This is a genomic window from Streptomyces sp. UG1, from assembly GCF_049974585.1.
Taxonomy (GTDB): Bacteria; Actinomycetota; Actinomycetes; order Streptomycetales; family Streptomycetaceae; genus Streptomyces.
On the sequence record NZ_JBNGGG010000025.1, the window covers coordinates 96,336 to 112,177 of the forward strand.

Sequence of the window (15,842 nt, forward strand, 5' to 3'; positions counted from 1 at the left end):
CTCCAGGCGACTTCGGACGGGCGCCCTGACCAGCTCTCAGGACGAGTCTGCGTAGCGAGCGGCCATCGCGGCGGCGCGGTCGCGCAGGGAGGCGCGCAACGATTCGGGGGCCAAGGCTTCCGCATCGGTGCCGAGCTGCCACAGCGCCCACTCGGCGTGGCGCAGGTCCTGGAACGTCACCTCCAGGCGCAGTCGGCCGTCTGCCTCGGGTTCCGCGGCTCGGACGGCTACCGCGGTGCTGAGCAGGTCCTCCCGCCGCTTAGGGTTCACCCGCATCGGCACGGCGATGTGGTCGCCGGACAGGAACTGCGCGCAGCGTTCCCGCCAGACCTGGTCCAGGTCGACCCGGTCCGGTCGCTGTGCCGGTTCGGGGAGTTCCTCGGCGGCCAGCACCCGCGACAGCCGGTAGGTGCGGTCCGCGCCGGATCTCGTGGCCAGCAGGTAGCCCCGGTCGCGCACGGTGACCAGGCCGATCGGGTCCACGGTGCGCCACCGGGGCGTCTGGTCCGTGGCCGCGTAGTGGATACGCAGTTTGTGTCCGGCGAGCACCGCGCGCCGGATCTCGATCATCGTCGTGTCCGGCACCTCTTCGGTGACCAGCCGGCGTGAGAGCAGGTCGGTCTCCGGCTCGACGAGAAATCGCTCGGCCGCGTCGCTCGCCGTGCTCCGGTGGCTCTCGGGCAGAGCGTCAACGACCTTGCGCATGGCCGAGGCGAGCGCCGTGCCGAGGCCGAACGCCTGCTCGCCGCGCGCCGATCCGGCGGTCAGCAGGGCAAGGGCCTCGTCGTGGTTCAGTCCGGTGAGTTCGGTCCGGAAACCGGGCAGCAGCGCGAACCCGCCATGCCGCCCGCGTTCGGCGTAGACCGGGACGCCGGCTGCGGACAGCGCCTCGATGTCGCGCAGCACGGTACGGGTGGACACCTCCAGCTCGCGGGCGAGCGTGTCCGCGGTCAGCCGACCCCGCCGGCGCAGCAGCAACACCAAGGAGACCAACCGATCGGCGCGCATACGAGGACCCTATCCACATACATGACGAAGGGTGTCGTGTTTTGTTGGGAAGCTCCTCGTGATCACCGCCGCCCATGGTGCGTGCGGGCCCGTGAACCGAATGGAGCTGATGTGGCAGTGGAACGAACGGCGGTCAACCCGGTGACGTGGTCGACGGAGCTGGGATTCAACCAGGGTGAGATCGTCTCCGGGCACACCCGGACCCTGTACTGCTCGGGACAGACCGCGATGGGCGAAGACGGCAAGCCCCGGCACGACGGTGACATGGCCGCACAGTTGGCGCTGAGCCTCGACAACCTTCAGGCCGTGCTGGGCGAGGCCGGGATGTCCCTCGCGAACCTCGTCCGGCTCAACGTGTACACCACCGACGTCGATCTGCTGTTCCCGCACTACGGCGTGCTGGCGTCGCGGTTGGCCGCCGCCGGGGTGGCGCCGCCCACCACGATGCTCGGGGTGACACGGCTGGCGGTCCCCGGCCAGATGGTCGAGCTCGAGGGGACCGCCGTCGCGTGATGCGACCTCGCCGCGCCCGGCCCGGCTACTCCGGGCTCACCGCATGGAAGTTGATCCGTTCCTCGACGACGGGGTAGCCCGCCCTGGCGAAGTTCGCGGCCATCGGGAAGTTGCCCTGGTCCGTCGCGCCGGTGACGGACCGCGCGCCCTGCTCGACGAGGAAGTGGGTGCACTCGGCGAGGAGGTCGTAGGCGTAGCCGTGGCCGCGCTGTTCCGGGACGACCCCGATGAACCCGATGGTCGGGCCGGAGGGGTTGTGGGCCGGGATGTGGATGCCGGCCAGGTCGCCCTGCGGGGTGTGGGCGACCTGCCACCACTCCCGCGGGGACGGGCACCAGTGGAAGAAGTCCAGCTCCTCCTGGGCGGCCCGGTCGAGGCCGCCCTCCTCGATGGCGCGCAGCGCGTGTGCGTCCAGGGTGACGGAGTGGATGCGGCGCAGGGCGTCGAAGAAGACCGCGTCGTCGGGCTCGGCGCTGAAGCACAGGCGTCCGGGGCGCTCGGGCAGGCCGAGGTCCGGGGTCCAGCAGTACCGGAAGCGTTCGACGAGGAGGTCGTATCCGGCCGCGCGTGCGGCGTTGAAGCGGGTCTCGGCGGCGGTCTTGAGGGCGGGTTCGTCGCGCCAGCCGCCGGGCAGGTTGATCTCGAGTTCGACCCGCCACGGGGCGGAGCGCAGGAGTGCGGCGCCGGCCTCCTCCTCGCCCTCGGCCACGTCGAACCAGTTGATGTTGAGGGGCTCCGAGTCGTCGGGGCCGCCCCACCAGGCGCCGCGCGCGACCACGTTGCCGTCGCGCAGGGCCACCCGCTTCCACTCGGGGCGGAATCGGGTCCGCCGGTGGCCCTCACGGGCGCCGAGCGGGTCGGGGTGTGCGTCGAAGAGATGGGCGTCGCTCTCGTCGAGCGCGCGGATGACCAGTTCGGTCACGGATTCCTCCGGGATACAGGCTGCTTGGAGCGCTCCCGGTCAGATCGCGATACGCACGCCGGGGCAACGGAAAAGGGAGCGCTGGGTAGATGTGAACCGCACGGCACTCGCCTCCTTCCGTCCGTCTCAGGGCGTGGACCCACAGAGTATGTGATCTCCGGCAGGGGCGTCCAGGGGTTTGGGATCTGAGAGCGCTCTTCAAATGCACGCCCCTCAAGGGGATTTGAACTTGGTGCAGACCTATTGGCCCATGCCACGGTCGTGCGTAGCATCGGGGCCCATCGGTGGCGGCCGGGGTCGGTCCGACGCGTTTCGAGAGCGCTCTCAAACCGACCGTACGGCCCGCCGCCACGGCCCCAGTACCCCCACAAGTACTCCGGGAGACCCCCCACATGACTTCCCGTCACCAGAGCCGACTCGGCCGACGCAGGCTTCTGTTCACCCTCGGCGGTGCGGCGGTGGCCGTCCCCGCCGCCGCCACGATGGGCCCCTACGCCCTCGCGGGCACGTCCGCCGGCGATCGCTCGCCTGCCGCGGCGGGCCCGCTGCCGCTGACGATCGTCAATGACAGCGGCTCCTTCGGCAACGCGAGCGTCCACCTCTACATCGTCGGCAACCAGGACGGCAGGCAGGTCCGCGTCACGCCCGACGGCACCCTCGCGCCGATCGCGCTGTCCGACAACGGCCCCGACGGCTTCACCGACTACGCCATCTCCCTGTCCGGCAGCGGCGAGACCCGGCTGTCCCTGCCCCACATGTCCGGCCGGATCTATGTGTCGCTCGGCGAGAAGCTCAAGTTCAAGGCCGTCGCCGACGGCAACGGCAACGCCGCGCTCCAGTACCCGGCCGGCTGGGTGACCTCGGACCCCAACTACCCGGTGCTGCACGACTGCGCCGAGTTCACGTACAACGCCTCGGGGATGTTCTGCAACACCACCATGGTCGACATGTTCAGCGTGCCGTTGAGCATCCGGTTGACCGGCGCCGAGGACCAGACCACGGGCAGGCTGCGCGCGGGGGGACGTGCCGCCGCGTTCGCCGCGGTCCGCCAGGTCGAGGGGTTCGCCCGGCTCGTCGTGGACGACACGCGCGTCATCGCACCGGGTCACGGCCTGGACGCCGGGCTGTTCGCCGAGTACTACCTCGCGCCGTACATCGACGAGGTGTGGAGCACGTACACCGGGCGGGACCTCACCGTCACCACCAACGCGGGGGCGTTCACCGGGCGGGTGCGCGGTGATCGGTTCACCTTCGACGGGCCCGCCCAGGTGTCCTTCGCCAAGCCGTCGACCCGGGACGTGCTGTTCTGCGACGGCGCTCTCGCCGCTCCGAACGACGGCACGACGGGTCCCGTCGCCGCGATCCTCGGCGCCGGCTTCAACCGCTCGACCCTGCTCAGCCACCCCGCCCAGCCGACGACCGACGCCGGCGCCTTCTACCGGGCCGACCTGACCAACCACTACGCCAAGGCGATGCACACGGCAACCGAGGACGGCAGGGCGTACGGCTTCGCCTTCGACGACGTGGCCGGCTTCGCCTCGTACATCCAGGACACGGCGCCGACGGGGATCACGCTGACGCTCACGCCCTTCGAGGGCTGACGCGGCCGAGGTGCGGGGCGGGTCTGCGGCGCCTTCGGGATGCAGGGTCCGCTCTGGCGTTGAATGGTGATAACAGACCCGATGACCTCACCGGGCCCGAACCAGTGATCCGGATCCGAGGAGCAGAGATGATGCCGACGTCCCAGCCCGAAGCGTCCGGGCCGTCCGAGGACCGCGCCACCCCGGACGACCTGCTCCACGCCCGTACCGGCACCGAGGTGTCCCCCGAGGACATCGTCCTTGCCTCAGGCAAGGACATCACCCCACGCAACCTGGAATGGGCCAAGCGCAAGCTGGCGGCCGAAGGGCCGTCCGCCTTGGACAAGCTCCTGCCCTAGCCGATACCCCGCCCACGATCGGCACCGGTCGCCCTGGGGCTGCGCGAGTGCACCCAGGGCGACCCCCGCGCGCCTCGGCAGCGCCCCTGCGGGCTACGTCGTCCCGTCCTCGTCCAGGCACAGCACCGGTACCCGCTGGACGAGGTTGTTGGCGAAGCCGCCGCGGTTCCAGGGCTGGTCCAGTGGCTGGGTGTCGCCGCCGGCGTCCGTGGCCCGTGCGGTCAGCACGTGCTCACCCGGGGTCGCCGTCCAGCCGTGCCGCCAGCCGCGCCAGGCCCATCGATGTCCCCGGTCCGGTGCCAGGTCGGCGTCCTGCCAGGTGCACCCGCCGTCCGTGCTGACCTCGACGCGCGTCACCGGCGCGCGCCCTGACCAGGCGCGTCCCTCCAGGGCCACGGGACCGGGCCGCACCACCCGGGCCCGCGACATGAAGTCCGGGAATCCGGGTGGGACCAGCAAAGCGCGCGGGGCGATACGGGTGACCGGCTCGCCCTCGTCATCCGGGTCCCGGCGCAGCCGGTAGGCCACGGCCTGCTGGAACCCCGTGAACGGTTCGTCGACGACGGTGATCTCGCGCAGCCACTTCACATGGGCCATGCCGTACCAGCCGGGCACGACCAGCCGCAGCGGGCGGCCGTGCTGCGGCGGCAGTGGGGCGCCGTTCATCGCGTACGCCACCAGCACCTCGGGGTCGCCGCCCAGGGCCACCTCGAGGGGCAGGGCGCGCTGGTAGTCCTGCTCGACGCCGCGCTCGACGCCGTGGTCGGCGCCGGTGAAGACCACGTCGACCGCGCCGGGGTCGGCACCGGCCTCGGCGAGCAGCAGACGCAGCGGTACGCCGGTCCACTCGGCGGTGCCGACCGCCTCGACGAGCCAGGGCTGGCTCACCGGGCGCGGGGTCAGCAGGGCGCGGCCGTTCCCTGCGCACTCCAGTGTGACGCGGGTGGTGACCTGCGGGAATGCCCGCAGATCGGCCCGGTCCAGGCGGAGGGGGCGGCGGACGCGGCCGTTCAGGGTCAGGGGCCAGGGGGTGTCGTTGGGGACGTACGGGATGTCGTAGTGGGTCAGGACGTAGTGCAGTCCGGGTGGGGTGATGTCGTGGCGCAGGGCCTCGAGGGGCAGGCCGTGGTTGCGGGTGGCGAGCGCCAGTTCGTCCCGGCCGATGCCCTCCTCGGGGGCGGCCAGCCGGGCCGGCGTGCTCGCGTCGGCGAGTCGGTGACCCATACCCGCATTATCGACCCGCGCCCCGGACCGCGCGCCCGTGGAGTGCGCGCACCTGCGCGGAGCCGCAACTTCCGCACCGGATCCGGAACTTCAGCCGGTCGGTGGTTCATGGCTCACCCTTTCGAAAGGGGTCTTGCGGCTGTCAGACTCCGGAGGGTGCCCGACTTCGACATGCTCGTCATCGGATCCGGCCCCGGTGGCCAGAAGGCCGCCATCGCCGCGGCCAAGCTGGGCCGCCGCGTCGCCGTCGTCGACCGCCCCGACATGGTGGGCGGCGTGTCCATCCACACCGGGACCATCCCCTCCAAGACCCTGCGTGAGGCGGTGCTGTACCTGACGGGTCTCACCCAGCGCGATCTGTACGGCCAGAGCTACCGGCTCAAGGAGGACATCACCGTCGCCGACCTCACGGCGCGCACCCAGCACGTGGTCGGGCGTGAGGTGGACGTCATCCGCAGCCAGCTCTCCCGCAACCACGTCGCCCTGTACGCCGGCACCGGCCACTTCGTCGACCCGCACACCGTCGCCTTGCGCGAGATCACCGGCCACGAGCGGCTGCTGACCGCCGAGCGCATCGTCATCGCCACCGGCACCCGGCCCGCGCGGCCGGCCAGCGTGGAGTTCGACGGGCGGACGATCATGGACTCCGACAACGTGCTCGCGCTGGAGCGGGTGCCGCGTTCCATGGTCATCGTGGGCGCCGGGGTGATCGGCATGGAGTACGCCTCGATGTTCGCCGCGCTCGGCAGCAAGATCACGGTGGTGGAGAAGCGCGCCGGGATGCTCGACATGTGCGACGTCGAGGTGATCGAGTCGCTCAAGTACCACCTGCGCGATCTCGCGGTCACGTTCCGCTTCGGCGAGACCGTGGCCGCCGTCGAACGGCATCCGCGCGGGACGCTGACCATCCTGGAGAGCGGCAAGAAGATCCCCGCGGACACGGTGATGTACTCGGCGGGCCGGCAGGGGCTCACCGATGAGCTGGACCTGGACAAGGCGGGGCTGACCGCCGACGCGCGCGGCCGGATCACGGTCGACGAGCACTACCGCACCGAGGTGCCGCACATCTACGCCGTCGGCGACGTCATCGGCTTCCCCGCGCTGGCCGCGACCTCGATGGAGCAGGGGCGTGCGGCGGCGTACCACGCGTGTGGGGAGCCCGTCGGCCGGATGCTGGGCCTCCAGCCGATCGGGATCTACACCATCCCGGAGATCAGCTTCGTGGGGCGGACCGAGGACCAGCTCACCGAGGACCGGGTGCCGTTCGAGGTGGGCATCTCCCGCTACCGCGAGTTGGCCCGCGGGCAGATCATCGGCGACTCGCACGGCATGCTGAAGCTGCTGGTCTCGCCCGAGGACCGCACGCTGCTCGGGGTGCACTGCTTCGGTACGGGGGCGACGGAGCTGATCCACATCGGGCAGTCGGTGATGGGGTGCGGCGGGACGGTCGACTATCTCGTCGACGCGGTGTTCAACTATCCGACGCTCGCGGAGTCGTACAAGGTCGCCGCCCTGGACGCCACGAACAGGCTGCGCCAGATCGACCGCATCGGGGACTGAGCCCGCGCGTCGGGGCCGGGCGTCAGGTCTGTCCGCCCTCCCGCAGTTGTTCGTCGTCGACCACGTGCACCGCGGCCTCCTCGGCGCCTGCCGCTCCGGCGTCGACGCCCCGGTCGGCGGCGATCTCCTCCTTCGTGGTGTCGCCGCGGGTTCCCTCGTCCGGGGCGACCAGGCGGCCCGCGCGGTCGGCGCCGGCCTCGGGGTCGACGGGTTCGCCGTCGCCGCCCGGCAGGTCGCCCACTTCGTCGCCGGCCGGCTCGCTCACCTCGGGGACCTCCTGGCCGAGCCGTTCTTCGAGGGTCTCGCCGGTGTGCTGTTCGGCGGCGGTGGTGCCGTGCTTGGAGACCCCGAGGGGCTTCTCCGGCGGGGAGTAGCCCTCGTCGAGGGTGTCGTCGTAGGTCCGCTCGTCGACGGCGTCCTGAAGGTCGAGCGGTGCGGCGTCCTGCTGTTCCTCGTTGCTTCCGGTGGGCTGGTACGCGTCGTCCGCCATCTGCTCGGAGGGCGTGTGTTCGGTGCCCATGGGTGCCTCCTTCGCTCGCGGGCGTCTGCCGGTCCGGCTCACGCATGTCCTCCTCGCGTTTCCCGTCGCGCGTTCTCCAACCCTGGGAGATCCCATGGCTCTTGAGACCTCAAGAGTGTGGCTATCATCACTCGCACACACGGCGTGACCGTACGGCAACGCAACGGCGTACAGTTCCGCCACCTGTTTCGCCCGCCCCTGCCCCGAGGTCACCCCTCTCCGGTTCGTGGCGTTGTTCCACCTCACCCCCCTCTACGCCGTCGGGGCCGCTTCGCCCCGGCGTCGTGCAAGACGGAAAGCGGCGCGCATGAGCAACAACACGGGCAGAGGGCTGCAGGCCAATGTCCTCGGCACGTTCGACACGGTGGTGATGGCGGTCGCGGGCAGCGCCCCGGCGTACTCGATCGCCGCGATCACGGCGGTTCTCGTCGGCTCGGTGGGCCTGGCCAGTCCGGCCGCGCTGCTGTACTGCGCGATACCGATGCTGGGCATCGCCCTCGCCTTCAGCCGCCTGAGCCGGATCGATGTGAACGCGGGCGCCGGCTACTCCTGGGTGGGGCGGACACTGCACCCCTTCCTGGGCTTCCTCAGCGGCTGGGCGCTGGTGATCTCGACGACCCTGTTCATGGTGGCGGGCTCGCTGCCCGCCGGTTCGATGACGCTCACCCTGTTCGACGAGGAACTCGCGCGCAACACCGCGCTGTCCACGCTGGTCGGCGCCTGCTGGTTCCTGGTCATGCTGCTGGTGGTGCTGGGCGGGGCCCGGCTCACCGTCCGGGCGCAGCTCCTGATCACCGGTGTCGAGCTGGCGATCCTGGCCCTGTTCGCCGTACTCGCCCTCCTGCACTCGACCAACGCCCGCGCCTTCGACTGGTCCTGGCTCGGCTTCGGGCACTTCGACGGGGCCACCGGATTCGCCTCGGGGGCGCTGATCGCCGCGTTCTACTACTGGGGATGGGACGTCACCAGCAACCTCAGCGAGGAGACCCGCGACAGCCGCCGTACCACCGGGCTCGCGGGGCTGATCGGGGTGGGCATCGTCTTCCTGCTGTTCGAGGTGTTCACGATCGCGGTGAACATCGTCCTGTCCTCGGAGCAGATCCACGCCGGCGACGCCAATGTGCTGGCGGTGCTCGGCGAGGAGGTGTGGCCGGGCTGGGGCGGCAAGCTGCTGATCGTGGCGGTCATGCTGTCGACCGTCGCCACGCTGGAGACCACGCTCATCCAGGTCACGCGCTCGCTGTTCGCGATGGGCCGGGACCGCACGATGCCGGCCGCGCTGGGCCGGGTGCACCGCCGGTGGAACACGCCGTGGGTGGCGGTCGCGGTGGTCGGCGTGGTGGCGCCGGCGATGTTCGTCGCCTCCAACGCCCTGGGCACGGTGGGCGACATCCTGGCCGACGCCATCTCGGCGATCGGGCTGCAGATCGCCGTGTACTACGGGCTGACGGGGCTCGCGGCGGTCGTCGCCTACCGCAAGGTGCTGCTGACGTCGGTGGGCACCTTCGTCCTCGGTGGGCTGTGGCCGCTGTTCGGGGCCCTGTTCATGTTCTGGATCTTCGTCGAGTCGCTGGGCGAGCTGAGCGGCTCGGCGATCGCGATCGGCCTCGGCGGTCTGGCGGCCGGGCTGATCCCGATGCTCTGGTACTGGCGGCGGGGCAGCGACTACTACCGCCCCGCCAAGCTGGACGCCACCCGGACCGTCGAGGCGGACTACGTCCCCGCCGGGGGCGGTGGCGACCGAGGTCCCCTCGTCCACGAGGGTCTTCCGACCGACTTCTGAGGGAGACCGGCGATGGCGCGAGGCAACTCCAGACGCGGCTTCACTCCCGACTTCGATCCCGACTGCGGGGACACCCCGCTCACCTGCGCCCGCCAGGACATCGTCATCGGCCGCTGGCAGGGCCTGCGGGAGCTGCTGCGGGCCACCGGGCCCGACTGGCCGGTGCGGGGCCACCGGATCCGGCTGCTCGCCCAGGCCTGCGCGGGCAGTTCGACGGTGGAGTCGTGGCTCGCGGCCGAGCCGCACAGCGGTGACGCACTGGTGCTGCGGGCGGCCACGGAGACGGCCCGGGCGTTCAACGTGGCCATCGCCGCGGGCCGGGGCGTGTCCATCGACCAGCGGCGCGTCGACACCGCGGTGCTGTCGTGCCTCAAGGCCGCCGACGCGTATCCCGACGATCCGACGCCGTGGATCTCGCTGATGTCCGTGGCACGGCTGTATCCGCGAGGAGTACGGCGGCAGGAACTGGGGCGCTGGTGGGACGAGTTGCACGGGCGGGACCCGTACAGCGTGGAGGGTCATCTGCAGGTGCTGCACTACTACTCCGCGCGCTGGCACGGCACCCACGGCCTGATGTACGACTTCGCCCGCGACGCGGCCGGGGTGGCACCGCCGGGCTGCCCGCTGCCGGTGCTCGTGCAGTACGCCCGGGTCGAGGAGTTCCGCTGTGCCCTGGACGCGGCCAAGGGGCAGCATGCCGCCATGGGGCTCGGGCAGCACTGGAACAGCGACGGCGCCGTCAGCGACGTACGCCGCACCTGGGAGCGCTGGATCATGGGCCGCACCGAACAGGGCGTGGCCCCCGGCGAGCTGCGCGACCTCAACTACCTGGCACACGCGGCAAGTCATGCGCGGGCCAATGACATCGCCGGGGCCCTGTTCCGGATGCTGGGGCCGCGCGCCACGCGGGCGCCGTGGGCGTACACCGGCGATCCGGACAAACAGTTCGTCAAGTGGCGCAAGGACGTGGGGGTACGGGGCTGACCGGCGCGGGAGCCGAGGGCGACGCGCCTCTCAGTGCGCGGGCCCGTCGTCCTCTCCGGTACTTGCAAACCATGTGCAGTAAAGGCCGTGGCAGTTCTTGGCCATGGAAAGCACCGCTCCGGGCCACGGGGGACGGAAAAGGCCAGGCCCCCTGTCAGGGTGCGGCGTTGGGCCCGTCCGGCCGGGCGGTGCGCTGCCGCACCATCTCGCGGGCCAGTTCCTCGGTCTCCGTCTCGGGCAGCCGCTCGAATCCGTCCTCGGTGATCACCGAGACGCTGGGGAAGATCCGGCGGTTGATGTCCGGTCCGCCGGTCGCCGAGTCGTCGTCCGCCGCGTCGTACAGCGCATGCAGCGCGGCGAGCACCGCCTCGTGCCGGGACATGCCCGGACGGAACAGCTTCTTGAGCGCCCCTCGGGCATACGGCGAGCCGGAGCCCTCGGCGTGGAAGTCGTACTTCTCGTACGGCCCACCGGTGACCTCGAAGTCGAAGATGCGGCCCCGGGCGCCCTCGGGAGCCTTGGGGTCGTAGCCGGCGAGGAGCGGCACGACGGCGAGGCCCTGCATGGCCTGGCCGAGGTTCTGGCGGATCATGCCGGCCAGGCGGGAGGCCTTCGCCTTGAGCGTCATGGGGACGCCCTCGATCTTCTCGAAGTGCTTCAGCTCGACCTGATACAGCTTCACCATGTCCAGCGCGAGGCCGACGGTGCCCGCGAAGGCGACGGCCGTGTGGTCGTCGGCACAGTGGACCTTCTCCAGGTCCCGCTGGGCGATGAGGTTGCCCATGGTGGCCCTGCGGTCGCCGGCGATCAGCACGCCGTCGCGGTAGGTGAGGGCCAGCACCGTGGTGCCGTGCGGGAAGCGGTCGGGGGCGGCGCGGACGCCGTCGGGGAAGGGGCGGCGCATGGGCAGCAGGGCCGGCCGGTGCGCGGCCAGGAACTCGGTGAAGGAGGACGTCCCCGGAGTGAAGAACTCCTCCCCCAGCCGCCCGTCGTGCTCCCCGCTCGTCATGGCACTCCCCCTCCTGAGTCCGACCGACATCCGGACTCCTACCTGAACCGGACGCCGGGGAAACGCCCTTGGGGATCACAGCGCCCAGGGGCGGATGTCATCCTGCTCCGCCCGCACCCGGCGCCGGGGCGATGCGGACCTCCAGGCCGTGGAGGCGGTGGAGTTCCCAGTCCTGGGCGTAGCGGGGCGCTTGGTGGCCGGGGAAGGACAGGGCGCCGACCGGGATTGTCCGTGTGGTGCGCAGGATCTCGGCCGTGGTGGTGTTGGCGTTGTTGCCGCTGATGGCGCCCGAGGCGCAGCCGGTGTAGTAGGCGACGGGGATGGCCTCGTCTCCGGTGAGCAGGCACGGCGCGCGCACGCCGAGCCGGTTGAGTTCGGCGGCGGAGCGGGCCCAGTCGACACGGGCGGCGGTGGTGCGGTCCACGGTGCGGTCCAGGACGATGTACTGCATGACCAGATGCCCGGCCGACGCGAGCGCGACGACGGCGGCGACCACCGGTCGCGGGCGGCCGTTCGGGCGAGTGGCCAGGTGGAGCAGCGCATCGGCGACGGGAAGGGCGAGGAGGGCGTAGGCGGGCAGGAGGAAGCGGGGGGCCGCGTAGCCGATCAGGAACAGATAGGGGAAGGCGACCGTCGCGGCGCAGGCCAGCGGGACCACTGTGCGGGCGGTGCGTCCGGCCCGGACCGCGATGACCAGGGCGTAGGCGGCGAGCAGCGGCAGCACCAGCCACCAGGCGTAGACGGCCGGGCCGGGCGTCGGCACGTCGCACGGCCGGCACAGGGCGCGGCCGACCAGACTGCGCAGCTGGTCGTCGACGGCGAGGTTCCAGCCGAGGTCGCCCTGGATGCGAGAGGCCTCGTTGAGCCGCTCCCGAAGGCCGCCGTAGCTGACGTACGCCTCGATCACCCACTGGATGCCACCCGCCGCCAGGCCCGTGACGAGGGCTGCGCCAAGCCGCCAGTGCCGTGCCACCGCCGCGAGGACGAGCAGCGGCAGCGTGACCCAGACGGCGTCGGTCGGCCGCATCCACGCCATCAGCAGGGCACCGGCCAGGACGCCCCACAGGGCCCACCGGTCGAAGCGGTCGGCGCGGGCCCGTAGGAAGCAGCCGACGCAGAGCAGGGCGCCGAACGCCACCCAGAGGTTGGGCATGGCCTGCGGGCCGTAGAAGAGGGTCACCCACAAGGTGGCGAAGAAGACGCCCGCGCCGGCCAGGACCCGGGCCGGGAACAGTCCGCGCCAGACACGCAGGACCAGGTACAGGGCGAGCCCGGAGAGGACGGCGAGGTAGACCCGCAGCAGGATCGTGGACGACGACCAGGAGGCGACGGGCCACACCAGCAGCGGGACGCCACGCGCGCGTGGGGCGCTGAAGAACGCGGCCGGCGCGTCGTCGGCGACCTGGCTGACGTACACGATCTCGTCCCAGCCGAGGCCCATCGCGGGCCGTACGAGGAGGAGCTGGAGGAGTGTGAAGGCGGCGGCCACCGCAGCGAGCAGAATGTCGCCGCGCGCCCGCCCCGACCTGCCGGACACGAGCACCCCGTCGCGCCGTCCCGCACCGACGGGCATGGGCCGTGTGCCCTGGGTCATCGTCCACTCCTCACCCCTACGAGCCGTAGGGCCTCTGAGCCCCACAGCCCGAGGAGTTGGACGGGCGGGGAACGGGCAATGATTAAAACATTGCCAAGCTAACCCGTGAGGGCTGGGTGTGCCGCACGCTGTTCGGCCAGGCGAATGACGGGTGCGACACTCTGGTGGTGACCCTGACCTTCGACGACCTCCTCGCCCGCGCCCGGTCCCTCCCCCGGGCCGGCCGTCGCGCCGTCCTCGGTATCGCCGGCAGTCCCGGGGCGGGCAAGTCGACGCTCGCGGAGCGCCTGGTGCGGGAGTTGAACGGTGGCGGGGATCCGTGGGTCGCCCATGTGCCGATGGACGGGTTCCATCTCGCCGACGTCGAGCTGGAGCGGCTCGGGCTGCGGGATCGCAAGGGCGCGCCGGACACGTTCGACGCGGCGGGGTACGCGGCGCTGCTGCGGCGGCTGCACGAGGATGCCGACACGGTGTACGCGCCCGGCTTCGAGCGGGTTCTGGAGCAGCCGATCGCCGGGGCCGTCCCGGTGGCGCCGACCGCCCGGCTGGTGGTGACCGAGGGGAACTACCTGCTGCTGGGCACGGGCGCGTGGGCCCGGGTGCGGCTGGAGCTGGACGAGGTGTGGTTCTGCGAGCTCGACGAGGAGGAGCGGCTGCGGCGGCTGATCGCGCGGCACGAGGAGTTCGGCAAGTCGCACGAGCAGGCGGTGGCCTGGGTGATGCGCTCGGACCAGCGCAACGCCGAGTTGGTCGCCCGGACGCGGGACCACGCGGACCTGGTGGTGCCGGTCACGGCGGTGCCCGCCCTGCGCTAGGGGGTTGTTCAGAGGGCCCCGTGCGGTGCCGGTGCCGGTGCCGCGAGGGCGCGTGCCGGGCGCCGCGGGTGCTCTGCGGGACCCCCCCTGAACAGTCCCGGGCCGCCGACGGCGCCTGCGGGGCGGTGAGCGCCGGTCTACACGGGCCGCAGCGTCAGTTCCGGCTCGCCGTGCGCGTCGCCCGCCGGCTCGCCGATCACGGCGGTGAAGGACTCGGTGCGGACTGTCAGGTCCGATCCGTCGGAGGCGAAGGCGGGTGCGAACGGGCCCGCCGGTCCGTAGCGCACGGCGAAGACGTGCAGGTCCTGCGGGGCGCCGGGGGCCGGTTCGGCCTCCAGGGCCGTCGAGGCGATCAGGTGGCTCCAGCCCAGGTCGGGGTTGCCGTAGCCGCGCGGGTCGGCCGCCAGGGCGAAGGCCGCCTCTTCCTGGGTCCGCTCGGCGCGGGCGTCGAAGTGGTCCACGCGGTCCGCCTCGGGATGGGTCAGCCGGAGCTCTCCGGCCGCGGTGACCTCGCCTGACGCGGTCCGGCGCACCCGGTCGCCGTCGTCGGTGGCGTACGGCAGGCCGGCGAGCAGGTAGGGCGCTGAGGGGAGTCGCTCCAGCGCGACCGTCGTCCACAGGCTCGTGCCGTCGGTGACATACAGGGACCGCACATGGCGCAGGACGTGGTCGCGGCCCACGACCGGCTTGGTGACCAGCTTGGCCGTCAGGCCCTCCGTGCGCACGTCCCGCACGCGGACCTCGCCCATCGGGCGGCAGTGCAGGAAGCCGTCCGTGACCGGGCCGAAGCCGTGCTGCCGGTTCACGGCGGCGGGGAGGTAGTAGGTGCCGGCCGCCTCGAGAAGCGACGGGGTCATACGGTCGTCGAAGGCCACCGAGACCGTGCCCGCCCGGAGTTGGTGGCGGGCCGGGGTCGGGGACGGTGTGCGGTGCCAGCGGGTGGTGTCCTGGATCTGCCAGACCAGCATCCAGGCGAAGTGCCCGTCGACCGCGCCGTCCGCTTTCACGGCGTGCCGGCCCCAGCGGGTGTCGCCCCGGTAGCGGCCGAGGTCGGAGCCGATGCGCCGGCTGAAGTAGCGCAGGCCCAGGACGGATTCGAAGCCGCTGTGCTGCTCGCTGTAGCGCGGGCCGCCGTTGTCGAAGCCTCCGGTGGTCAGGCGGGCGTCGATGTAGCGGGCGAGCGCGTCGCCGTCCTCGGCGAAGACGTCCTCGCCGCTGACCCGGTGGGCCTGGGCGAGGAAGGACAGGGAGATCGGGCCGTAGTTGTTGTCGTACGCCCCGCCGTGCTCGGGCGGCAGCAGGGCGCCCCGGTCGCGCACCCGGTGGGCGCGGATCTCGTCCTCGTACAGGCGCAGGGCGCGCCGGCGCACCGCTGCGCGGTCAGGGGCGGGCAGGTGGCGGGCCAGCATCAGTCCGCCGACCACGCAGCCGATCGCCTGGTTGCCGGCCTCCTGCGGGTTGAAGAAGGTCGCCTCGGTCAGCCAGCGCCAGTATCCGCGGGCCGTGTCGAGGAGCTCGGCGCGCTGTGCGTCGTCGACCAGACCTTCGGCCGCGTCGAGCAGGTTCACCGCCTGGAGCAGCGCCCACACCGTGCTCGGCCAGTCGCCGATGGGGTGGGCTCCGGCCGCGAGGGTGTAACGGGCGTACGGCAGACCGGAGTCGCGGACCCTGAGGTTCGGATATCCAGGGTTGTCGTCGACGTAGACCCGCTCGCGCAGATGGAACGCGAGGCTGCGGCGGACCGCCTCCGGCAGTCGGTCGTCCTTGGTGCGCTGCCAGGCGAAGGCGAGCAGTGAGGTGATGCCGAGGGAGGTGTCGCCGATGTCGTCTACGCAGTCGGGGTGTTCGAGGTTGCCCTCGGGGGTGAGGCGCGCGAGGGCCTGTTCGGTGACGTCGGCGAGGACGGCGTCGTACGCCTCCGGGGTGTCCGGCAGGTCGTGCAACGCGCCGAGCTGGCGAGGGAGGTGCAAG

At 71.8% G+C, this 15,842-nt stretch carries 14 protein-coding genes; 7 read left to right on the top strand and 7 right to left on the bottom strand.

What is annotated here, in order from left to right:
- Window positions 1–36: 36 nt before the first annotated feature.
- Complete coding sequence (locus tag ACP4J3_RS26970) at window positions 37–1,008, bottom strand: helix-turn-helix transcriptional regulator (protein ID WP_426538633.1); 972 nt, start codon at window positions 1,006–1,008, stop codon at window positions 37–39.
- A 117-nt stretch (window positions 1,009–1,125) separates the two neighbouring features.
- On the opposite strand from ACP4J3_RS26970, the gene ACP4J3_RS26975 reads away from it, so the two are divergent.
- Entirely contained in the window at window positions 1,126–1,521 is a 396-nt protein-coding gene (locus ACP4J3_RS26975) for a RidA family protein (RefSeq protein WP_426538691.1), read from the top strand.
- 25 nt (window positions 1,522–1,546) lie between these two features.
- Here ACP4J3_RS26975 and ACP4J3_RS26980 read toward each other — a convergent pair whose 3' ends face one another.
- Window positions 1,547–2,443, bottom strand: coding sequence for a GNAT family N-acetyltransferase (locus ACP4J3_RS26980; protein WP_426538634.1), 897 nt, complete (start codon window positions 2,441–2,443; stop codon window positions 1,547–1,549).
- 392 nt (window positions 2,444–2,835) lie between these two features.
- On the opposite strand from ACP4J3_RS26980, the gene ACP4J3_RS26985 reads away from it, so the two are divergent.
- Together ACP4J3_RS26985 and ACP4J3_RS26990 are read left to right on the top strand one after the other, a co-directional pair.
- Window positions 2,836–4,044, top strand: a complete 1,209-nt coding sequence (locus tag ACP4J3_RS26985; RefSeq protein ID WP_426538635.1) for a beta-1,3-glucanase family protein — start codon at window positions 2,836–2,838, stop codon at window positions 4,042–4,044.
- 131 nt (window positions 4,045–4,175) lie between these two features.
- The gene (locus ACP4J3_RS26990; RefSeq protein WP_194049795.1) at window positions 4,176–4,382 is read left to right on the top strand and encodes a hypothetical protein; all 207 of its coding nucleotides are present in this window, start codon (window positions 4,176–4,178) and stop codon (window positions 4,380–4,382) included.
- Window positions 4,383–4,475: 93 nt separating this feature from the next.
- On the opposite strand, the gene ACP4J3_RS26995 is transcribed toward ACP4J3_RS26990, so the two are convergent.
- Complete coding sequence (locus ACP4J3_RS26995) at window positions 4,476–5,606, bottom strand: sulfite oxidase (RefSeq protein WP_426538636.1); 1,131 nt, start codon at window positions 5,604–5,606, stop codon at window positions 4,476–4,478.
- Window positions 5,607–5,762: 156 nt separating this feature from the next.
- On the opposite strand from ACP4J3_RS26995, the gene sthA reads away from it, so the two are divergent.
- A complete protein-coding gene (gene sthA / locus ACP4J3_RS27000; protein WP_426538637.1) occupies window positions 5,763–7,166 on the top strand; it encodes a Si-specific NAD(P)(+) transhydrogenase in 1,404 nt (467 codons plus the stop codon).
- Between the two features lie 22 nt (window positions 7,167–7,188).
- Here the strand turns inward: sthA and ACP4J3_RS27005 are convergent, their stop codons facing one another.
- A complete protein-coding gene (locus ACP4J3_RS27005; RefSeq protein ID WP_426538638.1) occupies window positions 7,189–7,686 on the bottom strand; it encodes a DUF5709 domain-containing protein in 498 nt (165 codons plus the stop codon).
- Between the two features lie 307 nt (window positions 7,687–7,993).
- On the opposite strand from ACP4J3_RS27005, the gene ACP4J3_RS27010 reads away from it, so the two are divergent.
- Both ACP4J3_RS27010 and ACP4J3_RS27015 read left to right on the top strand, forming a co-directional pair.
- On the top strand, window positions 7,994–9,469 hold the full coding sequence (locus ACP4J3_RS27010) for an APC family permease (protein WP_426538639.1): 1,476 nt from the start codon (window positions 7,994–7,996) through the stop codon (window positions 9,467–9,469).
- A 12-nt stretch (window positions 9,470–9,481) separates the two neighbouring features.
- Complete coding sequence (locus tag ACP4J3_RS27015) at window positions 9,482–10,453, top strand: hypothetical protein (RefSeq protein ID WP_426538640.1); 972 nt, start codon at window positions 9,482–9,484, stop codon at window positions 10,451–10,453.
- A gap of 154 nt (window positions 10,454–10,607) precedes the next feature.
- On the opposite strand, the gene prcB is transcribed toward ACP4J3_RS27015, so the two are convergent.
- Both prcB and ACP4J3_RS27025 read right to left on the bottom strand, forming a co-directional pair.
- A complete protein-coding gene (gene prcB / locus ACP4J3_RS27020; protein ID WP_426538641.1) occupies window positions 10,608–11,462 on the bottom strand; it encodes a proteasome subunit beta in 855 nt (284 codons plus the stop codon).
- A 97-nt stretch (window positions 11,463–11,559) separates the two neighbouring features.
- A complete protein-coding gene (locus ACP4J3_RS27025) occupies window positions 11,560–13,056 on the bottom strand; it encodes a hypothetical protein (RefSeq protein WP_426538642.1) in 1,497 nt (498 codons plus the stop codon).
- 167 nt (window positions 13,057–13,223) lie between these two features.
- Here ACP4J3_RS27025 and ACP4J3_RS27030 point away from each other — a divergent pair, with 167 nt between their 5' ends.
- Window positions 13,224–13,871, top strand: coding sequence for a nucleoside/nucleotide kinase family protein (locus tag ACP4J3_RS27030; RefSeq protein WP_426538643.1), 648 nt, complete (start codon window positions 13,224–13,226; stop codon window positions 13,869–13,871).
- Between the two features lie 137 nt (window positions 13,872–14,008).
- Here ACP4J3_RS27030 and ACP4J3_RS27035 read toward each other — a convergent pair whose 3' ends face one another.
- On the bottom strand, window positions 14,009–15,841 hold the full coding sequence (locus tag ACP4J3_RS27035) for a hypothetical protein (protein WP_426538644.1): 1,833 nt from the start codon (window positions 15,839–15,841) through the stop codon (window positions 14,009–14,011).
- Between the last annotated feature and the right edge of the window lies 1 nt (window position 15,842).

Excerpts from the sequence above, each read along its gene's own strand:
- ACP4J3_RS26970 (WP_426538633.1), bottom strand. The coding sequence starts at position 1,008 with ATGCGCGCCGATCGGTTGGTCTCCTTGGTGTTGCTGCTGCGCCGGCGG.
- ACP4J3_RS26985 (WP_426538635.1), top strand. The coding sequence starts at position 2,836 with ATGACTTCCCGTCACCAGAGCCGACTCGGCCGACGCAGGCTTCTGTTC.
- ACP4J3_RS26990 (WP_194049795.1), top strand. The coding sequence starts at position 4,176 with ATGCCGACGTCCCAGCCCGAAGCGTCCGGGCCGTCCGAGGACCGCGCC.
- ACP4J3_RS26995 (WP_426538636.1), bottom strand. The coding sequence starts at position 5,606 with ATGGGTCACCGACTCGCCGACGCGAGCACGCCGGCCCGGCTGGCCGCC.
- ACP4J3_RS27005 (WP_426538638.1), bottom strand. The coding sequence starts at position 7,686 with ATGGGCACCGAACACACGCCCTCCGAGCAGATGGCGGACGACGCGTAC.
- ACP4J3_RS27010 (WP_426538639.1), top strand. The coding sequence starts at position 7,994 with ATGAGCAACAACACGGGCAGAGGGCTGCAGGCCAATGTCCTCGGCACG.
- ACP4J3_RS27015 (WP_426538640.1), top strand. The coding sequence starts at position 9,482 with ATGGCGCGAGGCAACTCCAGACGCGGCTTCACTCCCGACTTCGATCCC.
- prcB (WP_426538641.1), bottom strand. The coding sequence starts at position 11,462 with ATGACGAGCGGGGAGCACGACGGGCGGCTGGGGGAGGAGTTCTTCACT.
- ACP4J3_RS27025 (WP_426538642.1), bottom strand. The coding sequence starts at position 13,056 with ATGACCCAGGGCACACGGCCCATGCCCGTCGGTGCGGGACGGCGCGAC.